Origin of the sequence: Pseudomonas sp. W2Jun17 (assembly GCF_023127795.1) — a bacterium.
GTDB classification, from domain to species: domain Bacteria; phylum Pseudomonadota; class Gammaproteobacteria; order Pseudomonadales; family Pseudomonadaceae; genus Aquipseudomonas; species Aquipseudomonas synxantha_A.
In genome coordinates this window covers 86,278-109,864 of record NZ_SPKO01000011.1, presented here as the reverse complement: position 1 = coordinate 109,864, position 23,587 = coordinate 86,278, and the positions used below count along the sequence as shown (strand labels likewise).

The following is a 23,587-nucleotide window of genomic DNA, read 5'->3' as shown; positions in this document are numbered from 1 at the left end:
AGCTTTGGTCTGCCTGCCATTTCAGGGGTCTCCATGGAAAGAATCGCCGTCAAGCCACTGCTCCTCGCCGCAAGCCTACTGGCTTTTATGCCGATGGCCCAGGCCGCAACCACCCTGGTCTACTGCTCCGAAGCCAGCCCCGCCGGGTTCGATCCCAGCCAGTACACCAGCGGCACCGATTTTGACGCGTCCGCCGAAACCGTGTTCAACCGTCTGACTCAGTTCAAGCGCGGTGGCACCGAGGTAGAACCGGGTCTGGCCACGAACTGGGATGTATCCAAGGACGGCCTGACCTATACCTTCCACCTGCGCGATGGCGTCAAGTTCCACACCACCGACTTCTTCACCCCGACCCGTGATTTCAACGCCGATGATGTGTTGTTCACCTTCAATCGCTTGCTCGATGCCGACAGCCCGTTTCGCAAGGCCTACCCCTCCGAATCGCCCTACTTCACTGACATGGGCTTGAACGCCACGATCAAGAGCGTCGACAAACTCGACGAACACACCGTGCGTTTCAACCTGAACAATGTCGATGCTTCATTCGTACAGAACCTGGCGATGAGTTTCGCCTCGGTGCAATCGGCCGAATACGCCGCCCAGCTGTTGAAAGAGGGCAAGGCCGAGCAAATCAATCAAAAGCCCATCGGCACCGGGCCGTTTGTGTTCAAGCGTTACCAGAAAGATGCGCAGATCCGGTATGTGGCCAACACACAATACTGGAAGCCCGAGGACGTAAAGCTCGATAACCTGGTATTTGCGATCACCCCGGACGCCGCTGCGCGCCTGCAAAAACTAAAGGCCGGTGAATGCCAGGTCAGCGGTTACCCACGTCCTGCCGACATCGACGTGATGAAGCAAGATCCCAATCTGCGCGTGCTGCAACAAGCGGGTTTCAATCTGGGCTTCCTGGCCTACAACGTAACGCACCCGCCGCTGGACCAACTCAAGGTGCGCCAGGCGCTGGACATGGCGATCGACAAACCAGCAATCATCAAGGCCGTTTACCAGAGCGCCGGACAATTGGCGCAGAACGCATTGCCGCCGGCGCAGTGGTCTTATGACCCAGGCATCAAGGATGCCCCCTACGATCCGACCAAAGCCCGGTTGCTACTAAAAGAAGCAGGGGTTGCACCAGGTACCACCATCAATCTGTGGGCGATGACCGTGCAACGCGCCTCCAACCCCAATGCGCGGATGTCCGCACAAATGATCCAACAGGATTGGGCCAAGGTCGGCATCAAAGCCAACATCGTCAGCTATGAGTGGGGCGAGTACATCAAACGCGCTAAAAATGGCGAACACGACGCAATGATTTACGGCTGGACCGGCGACAACGGCGACCCGGACAACTGGCTCGGCGTGCTCTACAGTTGTGCCGCAGTCAAGGGCAGCAACTATGCCAAATGGTGTAACCCGGCCTACGACAAGCTGGTGCAGCAAGCCAAGGTCAGCAATGATCGCGAGCAGCGCATCAAGTGGTATCAACAGGCGCAGAAAATCCTTAAGGAACAGGTACCTATAACGCCTATTGCAAACTCGACGGTTTTCCAGCCCCTGCGCAAGGAAGTGCGCGACTTCAAGATCAGCCCGTTTGGACTGACGCCCTTCTACGGCGTGAGTCTAGATAAGTAACATCGACGCCCCAACCGAGTGCGCTAGACGCCTCGGCTGGGCTTTTTTGGTGCGCACATTGCACCGAAAAAAACCATCAAATCGACGCATTTATGGCAAAACTTTCATAATTGCGACATTCCTGTACGTTCGTACCACTGTTTACCGCTCGTAACCGTTCAGCATCTTGCATTGGGTATGGCGCCTGCATAAGTATCCGCAGGCCGACTCACGAGGTCGCCCTCACCACCAAAAATGACAACAAATCATGAGGCCAACATGCTTAAACACGCAGTCCTTCCGTTATTAGTGAGCGCTGGCCTTATGGCCGCAGCCCCCGTAGCCCTGGCGGCAACTAACCTGGTGTTCTGCTCCGAAGGGAGCCCGGCCGGTTTCGACCCAGGCCAGTACACCACCGGAACAGACTTCGATGCCTCGGCCGAAACCATGTTCAACCGTCTGAGCCAGTTCGAGCGTGGCGGCACCGCCGTCGTTCCTGGCCTGGCCACCAGCTGGGATGTGTCGCCGGACGGCCTGACGTATACCTTCCACCTGCGCGAAGGCGTCAAGTTCCACACCACCCCGTACTTCAAGCCTACTCGTGAATTCTCGGCTGACGACGTACTGTTCACCTTCAACCGGATGATCAACAAAGACGATCCGTTCCGTAAGGCCTACCCCACCGAGTTCCCGTACTTCACGGACATGGGGATGGACACCAACATCAAGAACATCGAGAAAGTCGATGATCACACCGTCAAGTTCACCCTTGGCACCGTGGACGCGGCTTTCATCCAGAACCTGGCCATGAGCTTTGCTTCGATCCAGTCCGCTGAATATGCCGCGCAATTGTTGAAGGAAGGCAAACCCGCCGACATCAACCAGAAGCCGGTCGGCACTGGCCCGTTCGTGTTCAAGAGCTACCAGAAAGATTCGAACATTCGTTACACCGGCAACAAGGACTACTGGAAACCTGAAGACGTGAAGATCGACAACCTGATCTTCGCCATCACCACTGACCCGTCGGTGCGTATCCAGAAGCTCAAGAAAAACGAATGCCAGATCACTCTGTTCCCACGTCCGGCCGACCTAAAGGCGCTGGGCGAAGACAAAGACCTGAAGCTGCCGCACCAGGCCGGTTTCAACCTGGGCTATGTGGCCTACAACGTGATGGACAAGGTCAAGGGCAGCGACCAGCCTAACCCGCTGGCTGACCTGCGCGTACGCCAGGCGCTGGACATGGCGGTGAACAAGCAGCAGATCATTGACTCCGTGTACCAGGGCGCCGGCCAACTGGCCGTCAACGCCATGCCGCCGACCCAATGGTCCTACGACACCAGCATCAAGGACGCTAAGTACGACCCAGAGAAAGCCAAGGCGCTGCTCAAGGAAGCCGGCGTCAAGGAAGGTACCGAAATCGTCCTGTGGGCCATGCCGGTTCAGCGTCCGTACAACCCGAACGCCAAGCTGATGGCTGAGATGCTGCAGAACGACTGGTCCAAGATCGGCCTGAAGGTCAAGATCACCAGCTACGAATGGGGCGAGTACATCAAGCGTTCCAAAGGCGGCGAGAACCAGGCCATGATCATTGGCTGGAGCGGCGACAATGGTGACCCGGACAACTGGCTGAACGTGCTGTTCGGCTGCGACTCGCTGTCGGGCAACAACTTCTCCAAGTGGTGCGACAAGAAATTCGACGGCATCGTGAAAGAAGCCAAGGCCACATCGGATGTCGCCAAACGCACCGAGCTGTACAAGCAGGCGCAACATATCCTCAAAGATGCAGTCCCGATGACACCTATCGCGCACTCGACGGTGTATCAACCCATGCGTAATACCGTACAGGACTTCAAAATCAGCCCATTTGGCTTGAACTCCTTCTACGGCGTTAGCGTAAGCGGCAAGTAAGGATCAATAACGGCGACGTTTCACAACGTCGCCGTTATTCCATCCGCCAGGGCCATAGGAAACAGACCACATTTGTAAGCGTTGCCGTCCTACAGCAACGAACTGCGCCTTGTGTCTCCGTTACCTACAAGTCCAGTCAGAATTGGCGCATTTACTGCAAGGTCCGCGTCCCATAACGTCGTAGGACAGCAGAGGCATCACTCTGGGAAATGGCACTTGCTGTGCGTGGGATCAGTGATGTCTTCCTGGCCATGGCCAGCGGGAGGGTTGCTGTTGATAACTACAAACAAGGATCGGGATCGTCATGCGCCATACCACTGTTCTATCCGCGATGTTTGCCACCAGCCTGCTGGCCGTGGCCACGATGGGCCAGGCCGCCGAAAAGAAGAGCCTGGTGTTCTGCTCCGAAGGCAGCCCGGCAGGGTTTGACACTGCGCAATACACCACGGCCACCGACAACGATGCGGCAGAGCCTTTGTACAATCGCCTGGTTGAATTCGAAAAAGGCGCGACCGACGTAGTACCTGGGCTGGCGACCAAATGGGATATTTCGCCAGATGGCCTGACCTACACCTTCCACCTGCGTGAGGGGGTGAAGTTCCACAGCAACAAGGAATTCAAGCCGACGCGCGACTTCAACGCCGACGACGTGCTGTTCACCTTCAACCGCATGCTTGACCCCGAGCATCCATTCCGCAAGGCCTACCCTACCGAGTTTCCGTACTTCAACGGGATGAGCCTGAACAAGAATATCGCCAAGGTCGAAAAAACCGACCCGCACACGGTGGTGATGACCTTGAACACGGTCGATGCCGCGTTCGTACAGAACATCGCCATGAGTTTCGCTGCAATCCTGTCCGCCGAATACGCCGAGCAGTTGCTCAAGCAAGGCAAGCCCAGCGACATCAACCAGAAGCCGATCGGCACTGGCCCATTTGTGTTCCAGCGTTACCAGAAAGACTCGCAGATACGTTACGTGGGCAACAAACAGTACTGGGACCCGAGCCGCGTCAAGCTGGACCAACTGATCTTCGCCATCAACACCGACGCCTCGGTACGGGTGCAGAAGCTCAAGGCCGGCGAATGCCAGGTCACCCTGCATCCGCGCCCCGCCGATGTAGACGCGCTGAAGGCCGACCCGAACCTGCAACTGCTGACCAAGCCTGGCTTCAACCTCGGCTACATCGCCTACAACGTGCGCCACAAGCCGTTCGACCAGCTTGAAGTGCGCCAGGCGCTGGACATGGCGGTGAACAAGCAGAGCATCCTCAACGCTGTGTACCAGGGCGCAGGGCAACTGGCGGTCAACGCCATGCCGCCGACACAGTGGTCCTACGACGACAGCATCAAGGACGCCGCCTACAACCCGGAAAAAGCCAAGGAGCTGCTCAAGGCCGCCGGCGTCAAGGAAGGCACCGAGATCACCCTGTGGGCGATGCCGGTACAACGTCCGTACAACCCCAACGCCAAGCTGATGGCCGAGATGCTGCAGAACGATTGGGCCAAGATCGGCCTGAAAGTCAAAATCGTCAGCTACGAATGGGGCGAGTACATCAAGCGCACCAAGAACGGTGAGCATGATGTCAGCCTGATTGGCTGGACCGGCGACAACGGTGATCCGGACAACTGGTTGGGCACCCTCTACAGCTGCGACGCCATCGGCGGGAACAACTACTCCATGTGGTGTGACCCGGCGTACGACAAGCTGATCAAGCAAGCCAAGGTCGTGACCGACCGCGAACAAAGGACTGTTCTATACAAACAGGCGCAGCAACTGCTCAAGCAGCAGGTGCCGATCACGCCAGTCGCCCACTCGACGGTCAACCAGCCGTTAAGCGCCAAAGTCGAAGGTTTCAAGGTGAGCCCCTTCGGCCGCAACGTGTTCTCGGGCGTCAGCATTACCCCATAAGAAAATAACCGGATTGCGGGGAGCGAAGTTCGCTTCCCGGCAAACGCGCAGGCTTTTGTTGGGAAAATTCCTACGCCAAACGTTTGCACAGGCTTGAACGAGTTCCACACCCAATAGCCGGTTCACCTAAAAAGACCGGCATTAAAAAAGAGAACCAAAGGAGCTTCACCCATGAAACTGAGCAGCAAAGCGCTTCTGGCCCTGGCCATCAGCAGCATCACGGCAACCGCCTACGCTGAAACGCAAAGCCAGGACTTCGTTCCTACCACGTTGGCCGGCACCAGCGCCCAAAGCGAGGCTAAAGGCTTCGTTGAAGACTTCAGCCTTGGCGGCACCACACGTAACTGGTACTCCCATGAAAGCAAATACCGTGGGGGCACCTTCGCGTACCAGAAGCATGGCCAGACCCTGACCGACCGTAACCGTACCAACTGGGTACAGGGCACCATCCTCAAAGCCAGCTCGGGTTTCACCCAGGGCACCGTCGGCGTCAAGACCGAAGTAGCGGTTTACAACGCTCTGGTACTGGACCGCAGCAAGCGTGATATCAAGGGCGGCTCCAACCGTACCCTGGCGGACTCCAACGGTGACGCCGTAGACCAGTGGAGCAAACTGGGCCTGGCCAACGTGCAGTTCCGCGTGTCCAACACCACCTTGACCGCCGGTCGCCAGAACTTCAGCAGCGGCATCGTCGACACCATCGGCAACCGTGCCCTGCCTTCAAGCTTCCAGGGTGTGAGCTTCAACAGCGAAGAGTTCAGCAACCTGTCGTTCCAGGGCGGCGTGTTTGACCGCGTTTCGCCACGTAGCGAACAGAGCCTGTCGAAATTCCGCTCCGAATACACCAACAGCGCAAAGGTTGAAACCGACAAGGTCTATACCCTGGGCGCCAACTACCAGCCATTCAAGAGCCTGAAGACCAGCTTCTTCGGCGCCAACGTCAAGGATTTCTGGAACCAGTACTACTTCGGCGCTACCCATGAACTGGGTGACAGCCAGCAACTGGCGCTGACCACCGGTTTCAACTACTACAAGACCGTCGATGAAGGCAAAAAGCTGATGGGGGATATCGACAACGATACCTACTCCCTGTCTTTTGGCCTGACTCACCAGGCCCACAGCCTGACCTTCGCCTACCAGGCCGTGAACGGTAACGAGTACTTCGACTACCTGCACGAAACCAACGGTATCTACCTGGCCAACTCCCTGACGTCCGACTTCAACGGCCCGAACGAGAAATCGTTCCAGATCGCCTACGCCATCAATATGGCCGAATACGGCGTGCCAGGCCTTAAGTTCAACGCCTACTCCGCTCGCGGCTGGGGCATCGACGGCACCCACTACACCGGTAACCGCGGTGTAGTCGGCAAAGGTTACGACGGCATCCAGTCCCAGGACGGCGAGAAGCACCAGGAATACGGTATCGGCGCTTCCTACGCGGTCCAGAGCGGCCCGCTCAAGGCCACCGCAATTCGTGCCACCTACGTTGAACACCGTGGCAGCGAGTTCCAATCCGACGGCAGCATCAAAGAGTTCCGTCTGGTCACCACCATCCCATTCAACATCCTTTAATTAGCGCCAGGCAGGCGGCGGACTCAGGACGAGTTCGCCGTCTACGCTTTTCTGGTTCCATCGATTGCAGAGGGCTCTGAATGAAAATGCTCCCGCTACAAGCCGCCATGGCTGCCGCGCTGTTGAGCGTGGCGATCGGCGTTTCGGCCAAACCGCTGGTGGTGTGCACCGAAGCCAGCCCGGAAGGTTTCGACCCGGTCCTGTACACCACCGCCGTGACCGCCGATGCCGCCGCTGAAACCATGTTCAACCGTCTGGTGGATTTCAAGCCCGGCACCACCGAAGTGGTTCCCGCCCTGGCTAAAGACCTGCCGGAAATCAGCGCCGATGGCCTGACCTACACCTTCCACCTGCGTGACGACATCAAGTTCCACACCACCGACTATTTCAAACCCACGCGCAACCTGAACGCCGACGATGTGCTTTGGAGCTTCCAGCGCCAGCTGGACCCGAATCATCCATGGCATAAAAAGTCCCTCGTGGGTTACCCGTACTTCGAAAGCATGGGGTTCAAGGAACTGCTCAAGAGCGTAGAGAAGATCGACGATCATACTGTCGTCTTTACCCTGACCCGTCCTGAAGCTCCGTTCCTGGCTGACCTGGGCATGGCGTTCTCTTCAATCCATTCGAAGGAATACGCCGACCAGTTGCTCAAATCCGGCAAGACCGAAGACCTCAATGCCAAGCCCATCGGCACTGGTCCGTTCATCTTCACCCGTTATCAGAAAGACGCCCAGGCACGCTTCAAGGCCAACCCCGACTACTTCCGCGGCAAACCGGCGGTCGATCCGCTGATTCTGGCTATTACCGTCGATAACAACGTGCGCCTGCAGAAGCTCAAGGCCAACGAATGTCAGATCGCGTTGTTCCCCAAGCCGGATGACATCCCAAGCATCAAGAAAGACCCGAACCTGAAAGTCGATGAACTGGCGGCGATGACCACCAGCTACACCGCATTGAACACCACCCGCAAATACATGAGCGATGCGCGGGTACGCCACGCTATCAACATCGCGTTCGACAAGGCCGGCTATACCGAAGCGCTGTTCGGAAAAGGCAATGCAGTCGTGGGCACCGGCCCTTATCCACCGACATTGCTGGGTTTCAGTGAAAAGCTGAAAAACCCAGCACGCGACCTGGACAAGGCCCGTGCCCTGCTCAAGGAAGCCGGCGTGCCGGAAGGCACCGAATTCACACTGTTCACCCGTAACGGCGGCGGCCCGACCAACCCCAACCCGATGCTCGGCGCCCAGCGTATGCAAGCAGACCTGGCCCAGATTGGCTTGAAGATCAATATCAAGGTCATGGAATGGGGCGAGATGCTCAAGCGTGCCAAAAACGGCGAGCACGATATGGTTTCGGCGGGCTGGGTCGGTGATAACGGCGACCCGGATAACTTCCTGACGCCAAACCTGAGTTGCGATGCAGCCAAAAACGGCGAAAACTACGCCCGCTGGTGTAACAAAGAGTTTCAGGACTTGATCGACAAAGCCCGTGCAATCGCGGAACCGGCCGAACGGGCCGCGCTCTATGAACAAGCACAGGATGTGTTCGAGAAAGACCAACCCTGGCTTCCCATGGCTTACCCGAAACTGTTCACCGCCCTGCGCAAGAACGTAGAAGGCTTCACCCAAAGCCCTCTGGGTACAAATAACTTCGCCACCACCCAGGTGAAGTAAATAAGAAAAACGCTCGGCACCGTCGACATTGACGGTGCCGAACCTGCCTAACCGGCTGATTGAGGTACACACCAAGATGTTTAGTTTTATTGCCCGCCGATTGGGGTTATTGATCCCCACGTTCTTCGGCATCACGTTGCTGACCTTTGCGTTGATTCGCATGATTCCAGGCGACCCCGTAGAAGTCATGATGGGCGAGCGGCGGGTTGACCCCGAAATGCACGCCCAGGCAATGGAGCGCCTTGGCCTTAACAAGCCGCTGTATGCGCAATACCTGGATTACGTCGGCAAGCTCGCCCAGGGCGACCTTGGCGAATCGCTGCGCACCCGCACCAGCGTGTGGACCGAGTTCACCGCCCTTTTCCCTGCGACCCTGGAACTGTCCATGGCCGCCCTGTTGTTCGCCGGTATCCTGGGCCTGTTGGCCGGGGTGATCGCGGCACTCAAACGAGGATCCCTGTTCGACCATGGGGTGATGGGCATCTCCCTGGCGGGCTATTCGATGCCGATCTTCTGGTGGGGCCTGATCCTGATCATGTTCTTCTCGGTGAGCCTGGGCTGGACCCCGGTTTCCGGGCGTATCGACCTGCTCTACGACATCGAGCCGCGCACCGGTTTCATGTTGATCGACACCCTGCTGGCCGACGAGCCGGACGCGTTCTGGGACGCCCTGCACCACCTGATCCTGCCGGCTATCGTGCTGGGCACCATCCCGCTGGCGGTGATCGCACGGATGACCCGCTCATCGATGCTTGAAGTACTGCGCGAGGACTACATCCGCACCGCCAAGGCCAAGGGCCTGTCGCCGGCGCGCGTGGTATTCGTGCACGGCCTGCGCAACGCGCTGATCCCGGTACTGACCGTGGTCGGCCTGCAAGTCGGCACGCTGCTGGCCGGTGCGGTACTGACCGAAACCATCTTCTCGTGGCCCGGCATCGGCAAATGGCTGATCGAAGCCATTGGCGCGCGGGACTACCCGGTGGTGCAAAACGGCATTCTGCTGATCGCCTGCCTGGTGATCCTGGTGAACTTCGTGGTGGATATCCTCTACGGCTTCGCCAACCCACGCATCCGTCACCAGCGCTGAGATCATGACCATGACTACCTCTACTCCAGTGTCAGCAGTCGATCAGAGCCTGCTGTACCCGTCCCCGTACAAAGAATTCTGGCAAGCCTTCTCCAAGAACAAAGGCGCGGTTGCCGGCCTGCTGTTCATGTTGCTAATCGTGTTCTGCGCGATCTTCGCCCCCTGGGTTGCCCCGCATAACCCCAGCGAGCAATACCGTGACTTCCTGCTGACCCCGCCCGCCTGGCTGGAAGGTGGGCAGATGCAGTTCCTGCTCGGCACCGACGAACTGGGGCGTGACTTGCTCTCGCGCCTGATCCAGGGTTCGCGCCTGTCATTGCTGATCGGCTTGTCGTCGGTGGTGATGTCGCTGATCCCGGGCATCCTGCTGGGCCTGTTCGCCGGTTTTTTCCCGCGTTTGCTCGGCCCGACCATCATGCGTCTGATGGACATCATGCTGGCCCTGCCGTCGCTGCTGCTGGCCGTGGCGATTGTCGCCATCCTCGGCCCTGGCCTGATCAACACCGTGATCGCCATCGCTATCGTGTCGCTGCCGTCCTACGTGCGCCTGACCCGCGCCGCGGTAATGGGCGAACTGAACCGCGACTACGTGACCGCCGCCCGCCTTGCCGGCGCCGGCCTGCCACGCCTGATGTTCATCACCGTGCTGCCTAACTGCATGGCGCCGCTGATCGTACAAGCGACCTTGAGCTTTTCCTCGGCGATTCTCGATGCCGCGGCCCTGGGCTTCCTCGGCCTTGGCGTACAACCGCCAACCCCTGAGTGGGGCACCATGCTGGCTTCGGCCCGTGACTACATCGAACGCGCCTGGTGGGTCGTGAGCCTGCCTGGTTTGACCATTTTGCTCAGCGTGCTGGCAATCAACTTGATGGGTGACGGCCTGCGCGATGCGCTGGACCCGAAACTCAAGAACGCCGCCTGAGGAGATTCCCATGTCACTGTTAGAAATCAAGAATCTCAACGTCCGCTTCGGCGACAAGACTGCCGTGCCGGTGGTCGATGGCCTCGACATCTCCGTCGACAAAGGCGAAGTACTGGCGATTGTTGGCGAGTCGGGTTCGGGTAAATCCGTGACCATGATGGCGCTGATGGGCCTGATCGAGCACCCCGGCATCGTCACCGCCGACGCCCTGAACTTCGACGGCAAGGACATGCTCAAGCTGAGCAACCGCCAGCGCCGCCAGATCGTCGGCAAAGACCTGGCGATGGTGTTCCAGGACCCGATGACCGCGCTGAACCCCAGCTACACCGTGGGTTTCCAGATTGAAGAAGTGCTGCGCTTGCATTTGAAAATGTCCGGCAAACAAGCGCGCAAGCGGGCTATCGAACTGCTGGAAAAAGTCGAGATCCCAGGCGCCGCCAGCCGTATGGATGCCTACCCGCACCAATTGTCCGGCGGTATGAGCCAACGCGTGGCAATCGCCATGGCGATTGCCGGCGAGCCCAAGTTGCTGATCGCCGATGAACCGACCACTGCGTTGGACGTGACCATCCAGGCGCAGATCATGGAACTGCTGCTGGCCCTGCAAAAAGAGCAGAACATGGGCCTGGTGCTGATCACTCACGACCTCGCGGTAGTGGCTGAAACCGCCCAGCGCGTATGCGTGATGTACGCAGGCCAAGCGGTGGAAGTCGGCCAGGTGCCGCAACTGTTCGACATTCCGGCGCACCCGTACAGCGAAGCGCTGCTCAAGGCGATCCCGGAGCACAGCCTCGGCGCCACGCGCCTGGCCACGCTGCCGGGCATCGTTCCCGGCCGCTATGACCGTCCGCAGGGCTGCTTGCTGTCACCGCGCTGCCCGTATGTCCAGGACTCCTGCCGCGCCCAGCGTCCAAGCCTTGATCCGAAAAGCAACAGCCTCGCCCGCTGCTTCTACCCGCTGAACCAGGAGGTGGCGTAATGGCCGTCGTACTTACCGCCCGCGACCTCACCCGTCACTATGAAGTGTCCCGTGGCCTGTTCAAGGGCCACGCCACCGTGCGTGCTCTCAATGGCGTGTCCTTTGAGCTGGAAGCCGGCAAGACCCTCGCGGTTGTGGGCGAGTCGGGTTGCGGCAAATCCACCCTGGCCCGTGCCCTCACGTTGATTGAAGAGCCGTCCTCGGGCTCCTTGAAAATTGCCGGTCAGGAAGTGGCCGGTGCCGACAAGGCCCAGCGCAAGCAATTGCGTAAAGACGTGCAGATGGTTTTCCAAAGCCCGTATGCGTCGTTGAACCCACGCCAGAAAGTCGGTGATCAACTGGCGGAGCCGTTGCTGATCAACACCAACCTGTCCGCCGCCGAGCGCCGCGAAAAAGTCCAGGCGATGATGAAGCAAGTGGGCCTGCGCCCTGAGCATTATCAGCGCTACCCGCACATGTTCTCCGGTGGTCAGCGCCAACGTATCGCACTGGCCAGGGCGATGATGCTGCAACCCAAAGTGTTGGTGGCGGACGAACCGACCTCGGCGCTGGACGTGTCGATCCAGGCCCAGGTGCTCAACCTGTTCATGGATTTGCAGCAGGAATTCAACACCGCCTACGTGTTCATCTCCCACAACCTGGCAGTGGTGCAACACGTCGCCGACGACGTGATGGTGATGTACCTCGGCCGCCCGGTGGAAGTAGGCCCCAAGGAAGACATCTACGCCCGCCCGCTGCACCCGTACACGCAGGCGCTGCTGTCGGCCACACCGACCATTCACCCGGATCCGAACAAGCCGAAGATCAAAATCGTCGGCGAACTGCCTAACCCGCTGAACCCGCCACCTGGCTGCGCGTTCCACAAGCGCTGCCCGTATGCGACCGAGCGCTGCAGCAGCGAGGAGCCGCTGTTGCGACCATTGGATAATCGGCAGGTGGCTTGCCACTACGCGGAGCAATTCGTGGCCTGACGCCTCCCTTGTAGGAACTGCAGCTTCAATGAGTTCCATCGCCCTTCCCGCCAGATTGCGCATCAGTCTGGCCGGAGGGGCTTTTTTTTGCGCATTTGTAGCAAAGAAAATACAGATGGACCTGCGCCTTTCAATGCCTCCGGCCTTGAAAACATTGCGCCAGAGCCCTCTGGAAAGTGTATAGATTGTAAATGAAATTTACTTTTGTTTGAGAATCAATACCATCACGACGCAAAGAGGGCGCTGGATACTGGCTGCCAAGCCACGGTTGGCTACGCGAAAAATTCAGACGCCTCTCGTTCAATCGCCCCTCGTAAAGGACTTTGTGGACATGTCGTCTCAATTCAGGCTCAGCCATCTATCGCTGGCGTTTATCGCTACCCTTTCGTCTCCCGCGCTGCTGGCGGAGAGTGTGGAAAAAGAGCGCGATAAAGTACCGATCCAGGCAACGGACCTGCCTGTAGATGGCACCTCCCAAGCCTTGGTGTTGGGCGAGACGCGTGTTTTGGGCACCGCTGCCGAAGAACTCAAGCAAGCGCCCGGCGTGTCGATCATCACCGCCGAAGACATCAAGAAACGCCCGCCCAGCAACGACCTGTCGGAGATCATCCGCCGCGAGCCAGGCGTCAACCTGACCGGCAACAGTTCCAGCGGCAGCCGTGGCAATAACCGTCAGATCGACCTACGCGGAATGGGCCCGGAAAACACCCTGATCCTGATCGATGGCAAACCCTCCACCTCGCGCAACGCCGTGCGTTATGGCTGGAGCGGTGACCGTGATACCCGTGGCGAAACCAACTGGGTGCCGGCCGAAGAAGTCGAGCGCATTGAAATCCTGCGCGGCCCGGCCGCCGCTCGTTATGGCTCCGGGGCCATGGGCGGGGTGATCAACATCATCACCAAACGCCCGACCGATCAATTGCACGGTTCGCTGACCGCCTACACCGCCTTCCCCGAAAACGATGCCGAAGGCGCGAGCAAGCGCACCAACTTCAACCTCAGCGGCCCGTTGACCGACACTCTGGCATTCCGCGTCTATGGCGGCCTGAACAAGACCGACGCGGATGACGCCGACATCAACCGCGCAGCTCAAGCGACGCCTGATTCTTTGGTCGCTGGCCGCGAAGGCGTGCGCAATAAAGACGGCAATGGCTTGCTGAGCTGGCAATTCACCCCCGAGCAAACACTCGACCTGGAAGCCAGCTACAGCCGCCAGGGTAATATTTTTGCCGGCGATACCATGCTCAACGGCGGTGGCGCATTCGTTGAAAGCCTGGTGGGCAAGGAAACCAGTGTGATTCAACGCAGCAGCTTCTCTGCAACCCACCGTGGTGAATTTGACTGGGGCTCGACCCTGGCCTCGCTGACCCACGACCTGACCCGCAATGAGCGTCTCAACGAAGGCCTGGCCGGATCCGGCGAGGGCACGCCTTCGGCCAGCGCCGGGCGTTTCGAATCACGCCTGCGTAACACCCGGGCCACCGCCGAGGTCAACCTGCCCCTGAGCTTCGGTGCCGAACAGGTCCTGACCCTGGGCAGCGAATACCTCTACGAGTCGATGAACGATCCAGGCTCGTTGCGCCCGCAAACTTATGACCCGGGCACCGGCGGCGTCCCCGCCATCCCCGGCGTCAGCCGCAACAGCACCAAGACCACCGCATCGAGCTATGCCTTGTTTGCCGAGGACAACATCGAACTGGGCAGCAAGACCATCATCACCCCTGGCCTGCGCTACGACGACCATGAAGAATTCGGCGGCAACTGGAGCCCCAGCTTCAACGCCTCGCACCAGTTGACCGATGAACTGAGCCTCAAGGGCGGTATCGCCCGTGCCTACAAGACCCCCAACCTGTACCAGTCCAACCCGAACTACTTGCTGTACAGCCGTGGCAATGGCTGCAACGCCAGCGAAGCCAATATGGGCGGTTGTTACCTGGTGGGTAATCGCGACCTGAAGCCGGAAATCAGCGTCAACAAGGAAATCGGCCTGGCCTTCGACAAGGGTACCTGGCGTACCAGCGCGACGTACTTCCGTAATGACTACAAGAACAAGATCAATGCCAGTAACGAGGCGGCTTTCCGCCTGGGCAATGGTCGCCGCGTACTGGAGTGGGAAAACAGCGGGCCCGCGTTGGTCCAGGGGGTTGAAGGCAACCTGTTCGTAAGCCTGCGCAGCGATCTGGACTGGAACACCAACCTGACCTACATGATCGACTCCAAGGACAAAGACACCGGCGAGCCGTTGAGCATCATCCCCAAGTACACCGTCAACACCACGCTGGACTGGCAAGCCACCGACAAGCTGTCCTTCCAGGTCAGCGGCACCTACTACGGCAAGCAGGAAGCGCCGACACTCAACTCACGCAGTGCCAACAGCTATGACCGCAGCGCCCAGCAGGATGTCGACCCGTATGGGCTGATGGGACTGAGCAGTGGTTATGAGTTCAGCAAAAACTTGAGCGTGCGTGTCGGTATCAACAACCTGCTGGACAAGCGCCTGTCGCGCAAAGGCAATGCCGAGGATGCCGGTGCACAGACCTATAACGAGCCGGGCCGGGCTTATTTCGCGTCGGTGACCACCTCGTTCTAAGTCACCGCCGGAGGTCTGAAAAGCGCCTTCCGCCAGCTATAGCCTGACGGGAGGCGCGTTCTTTTCAGCAAGCCTACGTCTGGCTGTCGCCTTCATCTGCGTCGTCGCTGTCAGGCTCGTCGGTAGTCGAGTCATCATCACCCTCGCTGCCGCCCTGGCCTTGATCGCCTGGTTCGGCTTCGGACTTGGCCAACTGCAAGTCCGATGCCTGGCCACTCGTCACCACCCCTACGCTCTGCACCGGGTTATGCGCCCAGGCCGTCGACATCCCCAACGACAACAGCACCAGCACCTTCATCAACAGCACTACGCGTTGAAAAATACTCATGGTTGATTCCGTCCAGTCAGTAAATAAGACCCGCACGGCAGTCATTAACTGCCACCAGCGTTTACGCTAGTCGCGATGCCGGATTACCGCCAATCTCCAGCCTTTTGGAGATCAAAATGTGGGAGGGGCTTGCTCCCGATTGCGGAGTGTCAGAGCCCAATACACTGGCTGACACACCGCTATCGGGGGCAAGCCCCCTCCCACATTCTCTGAAACGCTCAGACCTTAGTGGTGTTCGCGGGTCGCGCGGAATTTCACATCCGGCCAGCGCTCTTCCATCAACGCCAGGTTGACCCGGGTCGGCGCCAGGTAGGTCAGGTGACCACCGCCGTCGACCGCGAGGTTTTCCACCGCCTTGTTGGAGAACTCTTCCAGCTTCTTCTTATCGCTGCACTCGATCCAGCGCGCCGAATACACGGTGATCGGCTCGTAGGAGCACTCCACTTTGTATTCCTCCTTCAAGCGACTGGCGACCACGTCGAACTGCAGCACACCCACGGCGCCGAGGATGATGTCGTTGCTGCGCTCGGGGAAGAACACCTGGGTGGCACCTTCTTCGGCCAATTGCTGCAAGCCTTGGCGCAGTTGCTTGGACTTGAGCGGGTCGCGCAGGCGCACGCGGCGGAACAGTTCCGGGGCGAAGTGCGGGATACCGGTAAAGCCCAGCGCTTCGCCTTCGGTGAAGGTGTCACCGATCTGGATGGTGCCGTGGTTGTGCAGGCCGATGATGTCGCCGGCGTAGGCTTCTTCGAGCTGTTCACGCTCGGAGGAGAAGAACGTCAGGGCGTCGCCGATGCGCACGTCCTTACCGGTACGCACGTGGCGCATCTTCATGCCTTTTTCGTATTTGCCGGAGCAGATGCGCATGAAGGCAATACGGTCACGGTGTTTCGGGTCCATGTTCGCCTGGATCTTGAACACGAAGCCGGTGAATTTCTCTTCCACCGGTTCCACGGTACGCTCGTTGGCGACACGGGCCAGCGGGCGTGGGGCCCAATCCACTACCGCGTCGAGCACGTGGTCGACGCCGAAGTTGCCCAGGGCGGTACCGAAGAACACCGGGGTCAACTGGCCGTCGAGGAATTCCTGCTGGTTGAACTCATGGCAGGCGCCCTGCACCAGTTCCAGCTGGTCGACGAAACGGTCGTACTCGTCACCCAGATGGGCGCGGGCTTCGTCGGAGTCGAGCTTTTCGATGATCTTGGTTTCGGTACGTTCGTGACCATGGCCGGCGGTGTAGACAATGATGTAGTCGTCGGCCAGGTGGTACACGCCCTTGAAGTCGCGGTAGCAACCAATCGGCCAGGTGATCGGCGCGGCCTTGATCTTCAGGACGGCTTCGATTTCATCCAGCAACTCGATCGGGTCGCGGATATCACGGTCGAGTTTGTTGATGAAGCTGACGATCGGCGTGTCACGCAGGCGGCAAACGTCCATCAGCGCAATGGTACGTGGCTCAACGCCCTTACCGCCGTCGAGGACCATCAATGCCGAGTCCACCGCCGTCAGGGTGCGGTAGGTATCTTCGGAGAAGTCTTCGTGGCCCGGGGTGTCGAGCAGGTTGACCATGTGGTCGCGATACGGGAATTGCATGACCGACGTGGTAATGGAAATACCCCGTTGTTTTTCCATCTCCATCCAGTCGGATGTGGCATGGCGGTCGGATTTGCGCGATTTCACCGTGCCGGCTACCGCGATCGCCTTGCCCATCAGCAACAGCTTTTCGGTGATGGTGGTTTTACCGGCATCGGGGTGGGAAATAATGGCGAAAGTGCGGCGTTTCGCGACTTCGGCGGCCTGGTGGGTCATGGGAAATCGCCTGGCAGGTGAGTCAAAAAAGGGCGGCGAGTATAGCGCAAACGAGGGGGTACGGACCACCGTTGAGCCCATTGGGGGTGGCTAAATGCGCCCAAGTGTGGAACCTTTTAAAAGGTCGAGACGTCCACTCCCCTGCTACCGCACTCGGAACAGGGGCTGAAATATCAGCAAGTTAGCCTGACGAGGCTGCGCTCATGGCTTGATCGCATACTGCATTGCCAGTATCGGCGAGCTGCTTTTCGCGAACCTATTCGCCGACAGCCAGGAATGGCATTGCCGCCGGAGAATGTGTTCGCCGACAAAAGAAAAAAGGAGTCCGCCTGTGGCTATTCGCTATGGCAAAGGGCTGATAGGAGGCGCGGTTGTCGTCGCGCTCCTGGCCCTGCTGGTCCACTGGATCGGCATCAACACGATCGAACTGTACCGCGACGATTTGTTGTTTTACCTGCAAGCTCACCTGATTCTTGTCCTAGTCTCCATGCTGGCAGCCCTGATTGTGGGCATCCCCGCTGGTATCCTGCTCAGCCGACCCAACATGGTCGGGCGTGCAGAACGTTTCATGCAGATCTTCAACATCGGCAACACCGTCCCTCCCCTGGCTGTACTGGCCATCGCCCTCGGCGTCCTCGGCATCGGCAGCGGCCCGGCCATCTTGGCGCTGTTTCTCGCTTCCCTCCTGCCCATCGTGCGTAACACCTACGAAGGCTTGAAAAACGTCCAGGGTTCCCTCAAGGAAGCCGCCACCGGCATCGGCATGACGCCGCGCCAGGTGCTGTTTCGCGTGGAACTGCCCAACGCCGTGCCGATCATCATCGGCGGTGTACGTGTGGCCCTGGCGATCAACGTCGGCACCGCGCCACTGGCGTTCCTGATTGGTGCCAACAGCCTGGGCAGCCTGATCTTCCCCGGCATTGCCCTGAACAACCAGCCGCAACTGCTGCTCGGCGCTGCATGCACCGCGCTGCTGGCATTGCTGCTTGACGGCCTGGTGACCATGGCCAGCCGCCTCTGGCTGGAACGCGGGTTGCGCCCGTCTTAACGCCAGGAAAGGAATCGACATGAAAAAACTAAGCTTGATATTAGGCTGCGTCCTGCTGTTTGCAGGTATTGCGCAAGCCGCTGAAAAACCGGTGATTCGCATTGGCGCCCGGGTGTTCACCGAGCAGACCCTGCTCGCCGAAATCACCTCCCAGTACCTGCGCACCAAGGGTTACGACGCCCGTGTGACGGGTGGCCTGGGCAGCAACCTGGCACGCAGTGCCCAGGAAAGCGGGCAACTGGATCTGATCTGGGAATACACCGGCGTATCGCTGGTGGCCTATAACCACATCGACGAGAAGCTCGACAGCGAGCAGTCCTACGCCCGGGTGAAAGAACTCGACGCGAAAAAAGGCTTGGTCTGGCTCTCGCCGTCGAAATTCAGCAACACCTACGCGCTGGCACTGCCGGAAAACGTGGCCAAGGAATTTCCGCAGATCAACAGCATCAGCGACCTGACCAAAGCCCTGGCCGAGGACACCAAGGAAAACCGCCTGGTGGCCCTCGACACCGAGTTCGCCAACCGTTCCGACGGCATGGGCGGCATGGTCAAGTTGTATGACATGAACCTCACGCGCAAAAACACCCGACAGATGGACGCTGGCCTGGTCTACACCGCCCTGCGTAATGGCCAGGTGTTTGCCGGTCTGGTCTACACCACCGATGGCCGCCTGAACGCGTTCAAATTGAAGCTGCTGGCCGACGACAAGCATTACTTCCCGGACTACACCGCAGCTCCGGTGATCCGTCAGGAATATCTCGACCAGCATCCTCAATTGGCCGCAGAGCTCAAGCCCTTGGCCGAGCTGTTCGACGACGCAACCATGCGCGAGCTGAATGCGCGGGTCGACGTCGACCACGAAAGCCCGTCCGCTGTCGCCGCCGATTTCCTGCGCCAACATCCGATCAACTAAGAAGGAGAAGACATGGAATTTTTGAACGCCTTTTCCCATCTTGATTGGGCCCAAGTCCTGCACCTGACCTGGCAGCACATCACCCTGGTCGGCATCGCCGTGATCCTCGCGATCTTTATCGGCGTGCCCCTGGGTATTCTGATGACGCGCTTCCCAACCCTCGCAGGTCCCTTGCAAGCCAGCGCCACGGTGTTGCTGACCGTGCCATCCATTGCGCTGTTCGGGCTGCTGTTGCCGTTCTACTCCAAGTTCGGCCAGGGCCTGGGGCCGATGCCGGCGATCACCGCCGTGTTCCTGTACTCCCTGCTGCCAATCATGCGTAACACCTACCTGGCCCTCACCGGCGTTGAGCCAGGCATTCGCGAGGCCGCCAAAGGCATCGGCATGACCTTCGGCCAGCGCCTGCGCATGGTCGAACTGCCGATTGCCGTGCCGGTGATCCTCGCTGGCGTGCGCACCGCCGTCGTGATGAATATCGGTGTGATGACCATCGCCGCCACCATCGGTGCCGGTGGCCTGGGTGTACTTATTCTGGCTTCCATCAGCCGCAGCGATATGTCGATGCTGATTGTCGGCGCCGTGCTGGTCAGTCTCCTGGCCATCTTCGCCGACCTGCTTCTGCAATGGCTGCAACGCTCGCTGACTCCAAAAGGATTGCTCAAATGATCGAACTTCAAAACCTGTCCAAGACTTTTCAAAGCAACGGCAAGACTGTCACCGCCGTCAACGATGTAAGCCTGACCGTCAACGAAGGCGAAATTTGCGTATTCCTGGGGCCCTCGGGCTGCGGCAAGAGCACCACGCTGAAGATGATCAACCGCCTGATCAAGCCCTCCTCGGGCAAGATCCTGATCAACGGTGAAGACACCACTGACCTGGACGAAGTGACCCTGCGTCGCAACATCGGCTATGTAATCCAGCAGATCGGCCTGTTTCCCAACATGACCATCGAGGAAAACATCGTGGTCGTGCCCAAGCTGCTCGGTTGGGACAAGCAAAAATGCCACGATCGCGCCCGCGAACTGATGAGCATGATCAAGCTGGAACCCAAGCAGTACCTGCATCGCTACCCGCGTGAACTGTCCGGTGGCCAGCAACAGCGTATCGGCGTGATCCGTGCGCTGGCGGCCGATGCGCCGCTGTTGCTGATGGATGAGCCGTTCGGCGCGGTCGACCCGATCAACCGCGAGATGATCCAGAACGAGTTCTTCGAGATGCAGCGCGCGCTGAACAAGACCGTGATCATGGTCAGCCACGACATCGACGAAGCCATCAAGCTGGGTGACAAGATCGCCATCTTCCGTGCCGGCAAGCTGCTGCAGATCGACCACCCGGACACGCTGCTGGCGCACCCGGCCGATGAGTTCGTGAGCAACTTCGTGGGTCAGGACAGCACGCTCAAGCGCCTGCTATTGGTGAAGGCCGAAGACGCGGCGGACAACGCCCCGTCGGTGAGCCCGGAAACGCCGGTGGCCGATGCGCTGGAGCTGATGGACGAGCACGACCGCCGCTACGTGGTGGTCACCTGTGCCGAGAACAAGGCACTGGGGTATGTGCGCCGTCGCGATTTGCACCGTCAGACCGGTACCTGCGGCCAGTACCTGCGTGAGTTCAACGCCACGGCTGCCTACGACGAGCATTTGCGCATCCTGCTGTCGCGCATGTACGAGTTCAACCGCTCGTGGTTGCCGGTGATGGATGCCGAGCGGGTGTTCCTGGGTGAAGTGACTCAGGAGTCGATTGCCGAGTACCTGAGCTCTGGCAAGTCCCGTGGGGGCAAGACCAGTATTGTCTCGCCGGCCGAGACCGCCCTGGCCTGACCTGATACAACAGGGATAAAAATGTGGGAGGGGGCTTGCTCCCGATAGCGGTGAATCAGTGACTGAGAAGTGACTGACACACCGCTATCGGGAGCAAGCCCCCTCCCACATTTGCCCCTCGGTGAGTCAGGGAAATGTCCTCAATTCCCACTCAGCGGGGAACATCAATCCGTCACACCGGTCGGTTACATAAGTAGCTGGACTGGGTCCCGCGACGAACGCGTGCAAAAACGCGACATTTTTAGTTGATCCCACGCCCATCAAGCCCTAAAGTTCGCGCCGAACGTCCATGCTGGAAACGATCCATCCGGCTCAAGTACTGACGACGAGACAGCAAGGCCAAGGGAAGCTTATCCCGTGGCCTTTTTGCTTTCGGCGACATGCCTTGGGAAGTAGGCGAACCAAAGTGGGGATACGGAGGACGTTCATTTGCACCCATTGATCAATACAGTTTGCCCTTAGGAGTTCCCCAGCATGTCGATCAACGTCGAAGATTATTTCGCGCGCGCCACCTTTGACAAAATGAAGGCGTTCGCCGACAAGCAAGAAACCCCGTTCGTGGTGATCGATACCGCGATGATCAGCCAGGCCTACGATGACCTGCGCGCCGGTTTCGAATTCGCCAAAGTGTATTACGCCGTCAAGGCCAACCCGGCCGTCGAGATCATCGACCTGTTGAAAGACAAGGGTTCGAGCTTCGACATCGCCTCGATCTACGAGCTGGACAAGGTCATGGACCGCGGCGTCAGCGCCGACCGTATCAGCTACGGCAACACCATCAAGAAATCCAAGGACATCCGCTACTTCTACGAGAAGGGCGTGCGCCTGTTCTCCACCGACTCCGAAGCCGACCTGCGCAACATCGCCAAGGCCGCGCCGGGCTCGAAAGTGTATGTGCGCATCCTCACCGAAGGCTCGACCACGGCCGACTGGCCTTTGTCGCGCAAATTCGGCTGCCAGACCGACATGGCCATGGACCTGCTGATCCTCGCCCGCGACCTGGGCCTGGTGCCTTACGGCATCTCGTTCCACGTTGGCTCGCAACAGCGCGACATCAGCGTGTGGGACGCGGCCATCGCCAAGGTCAAGGTGATCTTCGAGCGTTTGAAAGAAGAAGACGGCATCGAACTGAAGCTGATCAACATGGGCGGCGGCTTCCCGGCCAACTACATCACCCGCACCAACAGCCTGGAAACCTACGCCGAAGAAATCATCCGCTTCCTCAAGGAAGACTTCGGCGACGACCTGCCGGAAATCATCCTGGAGCCAGGCCGTTCGCTGATCGCCAACGCCGGTATCCTGGTGAGCGAAGTGGTGCTGGTGGCCCGTAAGTCGCGTACCGCCGTCGAGCGTTGGGTGTACACGGATGTGGGCAAGTTCTCCGGCCTGATCGAAACCATGGACGAAGCCATCAAGTTTCCGATCTGGACCGAGAAGAAGGGCGAGATGGAAGAAGTGGTCATTGCCGGCCCAACCTGCGACAGCGCCGACATCATGTACGAGAACTACAAGTACGGCCTACCGCTGAACCTGGCGATTGGTGATCGTTTGTACTGGCTGTCGACCGGTGCGTACACCACCAGCTACAGCGCGATTGAGTTCAATGGGTTCCCACCGTTGAAATCGTTCTACGTGTAAGAACGCCGCATATAAAAAACCCATGACAAGTCATGGGTTTTTTTTGGCTTCAGGAAAAGGTCGCGGCACGCTGTTGATAGGCATTGGCCATGGCGCGAATCTGCGGCTCATTGGCCAGCGCCAGCGCCTTGTGCGCCGTTCGCAGGAATTTGAGATTCCCATGCGCCAACGCCTTGCGCAGCCACTCCAGCGCAGCGTCGATTTGGCCTCTGTGCGCCAGCACCGCCGCATAACTGAACTGCCCCCGAAAATCCCCGGCTTCGGCGGAGCGCCGGTACCATTCAACGGCTGCCTCAAGATCCTTGGGGCAATACTGCCCATCTTCCAGATAACGCCCCAACAGATTCATCGACTTGGCGTGGCCCTGCTCTGCCGCCTGGCGATAAAGCGTCAGCGCCTGGGCCTGGTCTTGCACAACGCCACGGCCGGTCGCCAGCAGGTTGGCGTAGTTGTACTGGCCCCAATCCAGGCCGGTCTCTGCTGCCAGCCGGTATTGCCGCGCAGCTGCCGCTTCATCGACGGCGCAACCCCAACCATGCTCCAGGCAACGCCCGGCCATATTGCGCGCCATCACGTGCCCGCCCTGCGCCGCAATCTGGAACCAGCGCAGCGCCAGCGCTTCATCGCGTGCAATACCGCGCCCTTCCAGCAGGATCTGCCCGAGCAACGCCTGGGCATCGACCACGCCTTCCTTGGCTGCGATCAGAATCGCCTGGGCGGTGCGCACCGGGGAATCATCAAGCATGGACTGCAATTGCTCGACGTTGAGCACTTCCTGGCGACGCAATAAAAAGCCCATC

18 protein-coding genes are annotated in these 23,587 nt (G+C 59.2%); 15 read left to right on the top strand and 3 right to left on the bottom strand.

The features are described from left to right. Positions 1-33: 33 nt before the first annotated feature. The 10 genes from E4O98_RS09445 (at position 34) to E4O98_RS09400 (ending at position 15,231) form a co-directional block, all read left to right on the top strand. On the top strand, positions 34-1,635 hold the full coding sequence (locus E4O98_RS09445) for an ABC transporter substrate-binding protein (RefSeq protein WP_032877812.1): 1,602 nt from the start codon (positions 34-36) through the stop codon (positions 1,633-1,635). Positions 1,636-1,893: 258 nt separating this feature from the next. Further along, positions 1,894-3,522, top strand: coding sequence for an ABC transporter substrate-binding protein (locus E4O98_RS09440; protein ID WP_005784750.1), 1,629 nt, complete (start codon positions 1,894-1,896; stop codon positions 3,520-3,522). Between the two features lie 304 nt (positions 3,523-3,826). Next, on the top strand, positions 3,827-5,431 hold the full coding sequence (locus E4O98_RS09435; protein ID WP_032877813.1) for an ABC transporter substrate-binding protein: 1,605 nt from the start codon (positions 3,827-3,829) through the stop codon (positions 5,429-5,431). 171 nt (positions 5,432-5,602) lie between these two features. Further along, positions 5,603-7,003: an OprD family outer membrane porin gene (locus tag E4O98_RS09430; RefSeq protein WP_032877814.1), complete on the top strand. Its 1,401-nt coding sequence runs from the start codon at positions 5,603-5,605 to the stop codon at positions 7,001-7,003. Between the two features lie 80 nt (positions 7,004-7,083). Then, the gene (locus E4O98_RS09425; protein WP_032877815.1) at positions 7,084-8,682 is read left to right on the top strand and encodes an ABC transporter substrate-binding protein; all 1,599 of its coding nucleotides are present in this window, start codon (positions 7,084-7,086) and stop codon (positions 8,680-8,682) included. A gap of 76 nt (positions 8,683-8,758) precedes the next feature. Beyond that, complete coding sequence (locus E4O98_RS09420) at positions 8,759-9,769, top strand: ABC transporter permease subunit (RefSeq protein ID WP_003171721.1); 1,011 nt, start codon at positions 8,759-8,761, stop codon at positions 9,767-9,769. 10 nt (positions 9,770-9,779) lie between these two features. After that, on the top strand, positions 9,780-10,691 hold the full coding sequence (locus tag E4O98_RS09415) for an ABC transporter permease subunit (protein ID WP_005784738.1): 912 nt from the start codon (positions 9,780-9,782) through the stop codon (positions 10,689-10,691). A 10-nt stretch (positions 10,692-10,701) separates the two neighbouring features. Continuing rightward, complete coding sequence (locus E4O98_RS09410; RefSeq protein ID WP_005784736.1) at positions 10,702-11,670, top strand: ABC transporter ATP-binding protein; 969 nt, start codon at positions 10,702-10,704, stop codon at positions 11,668-11,670. Continuing rightward, positions 11,670-12,641, top strand: coding sequence for a peptide ABC transporter ATP-binding protein (locus tag E4O98_RS09405; protein WP_005784734.1), 972 nt, complete (start codon positions 11,670-11,672; stop codon positions 12,639-12,641). Before E4O98_RS09410 ends, E4O98_RS09405 begins: the two co-directional genes overlap by 1 nt. Before the next feature lie 331 nt (positions 12,642-12,972). Beyond that, positions 12,973-15,231: a TonB-dependent siderophore receptor gene (locus E4O98_RS09400; RefSeq protein ID WP_248134826.1), complete on the top strand. Its 2,259-nt coding sequence runs from the start codon at positions 12,973-12,975 to the stop codon at positions 15,229-15,231. Positions 15,232-15,304: 73 nt separating this feature from the next. Here E4O98_RS09400 and E4O98_RS09395 read toward each other — a convergent pair whose 3' ends face one another. After that, on the bottom strand, positions 15,305-15,559 hold the full coding sequence (locus E4O98_RS09395; RefSeq protein ID WP_032877817.1) for a hypothetical protein: 255 nt from the start codon (positions 15,557-15,559) through the stop codon (positions 15,305-15,307). A 225-nt stretch (positions 15,560-15,784) separates the two neighbouring features. After that, positions 15,785-17,368, bottom strand: coding sequence for a peptide chain release factor 3 (locus tag E4O98_RS09390; protein WP_005784726.1), 1,584 nt, complete (start codon positions 17,366-17,368; stop codon positions 15,785-15,787). A gap of 331 nt (positions 17,369-17,699) precedes the next feature. Between E4O98_RS09390 and E4O98_RS09385 the strand changes: the two genes are divergently transcribed. The 5 genes from E4O98_RS09385 (at position 17,700) to E4O98_RS09365 (ending at position 22,787) form a co-directional block, all read left to right on the top strand. After that, positions 17,700-18,416: an ABC transporter permease gene (locus E4O98_RS09385; RefSeq protein WP_248134824.1), complete on the top strand. Its 717-nt coding sequence runs from the start codon at positions 17,700-17,702 to the stop codon at positions 18,414-18,416. Between the two features lie 19 nt (positions 18,417-18,435). Further along, positions 18,436-19,329, top strand: coding sequence for a glycine betaine ABC transporter substrate-binding protein (locus tag E4O98_RS09380; RefSeq protein ID WP_032877818.1), 894 nt, complete (start codon positions 18,436-18,438; stop codon positions 19,327-19,329). Between the two features lie 12 nt (positions 19,330-19,341). Beyond that, positions 19,342-19,995, top strand: a complete 654-nt coding sequence (locus E4O98_RS09375) for an ABC transporter permease (protein WP_005784720.1) — start codon at positions 19,342-19,344, stop codon at positions 19,993-19,995. After that, a complete protein-coding gene (locus E4O98_RS09370; protein WP_005784718.1) occupies positions 19,992-21,149 on the top strand; it encodes an ABC transporter ATP-binding protein in 1,158 nt (385 codons plus the stop codon). The genes E4O98_RS09375 and E4O98_RS09370 overlap by 4 nt, the downstream gene beginning before the upstream one ends. A 474-nt stretch (positions 21,150-21,623) precedes the next feature. Continuing rightward, positions 21,624-22,787, top strand: coding sequence for a type III PLP-dependent enzyme (locus tag E4O98_RS09365; protein ID WP_005784717.1), 1,164 nt, complete (start codon positions 21,624-21,626; stop codon positions 22,785-22,787). Positions 22,788-22,836: 49 nt separating this feature from the next. Here the strand turns inward: E4O98_RS09365 and E4O98_RS09360 are convergent, their stop codons facing one another. Further along, on the bottom strand, positions 22,837-23,586 hold the full coding sequence (locus E4O98_RS09360; RefSeq protein ID WP_248134822.1) for a tetratricopeptide repeat protein: 750 nt from the start codon (positions 23,584-23,586) through the stop codon (positions 22,837-22,839). Position 23,587 lies beyond the last annotated feature (1 nt).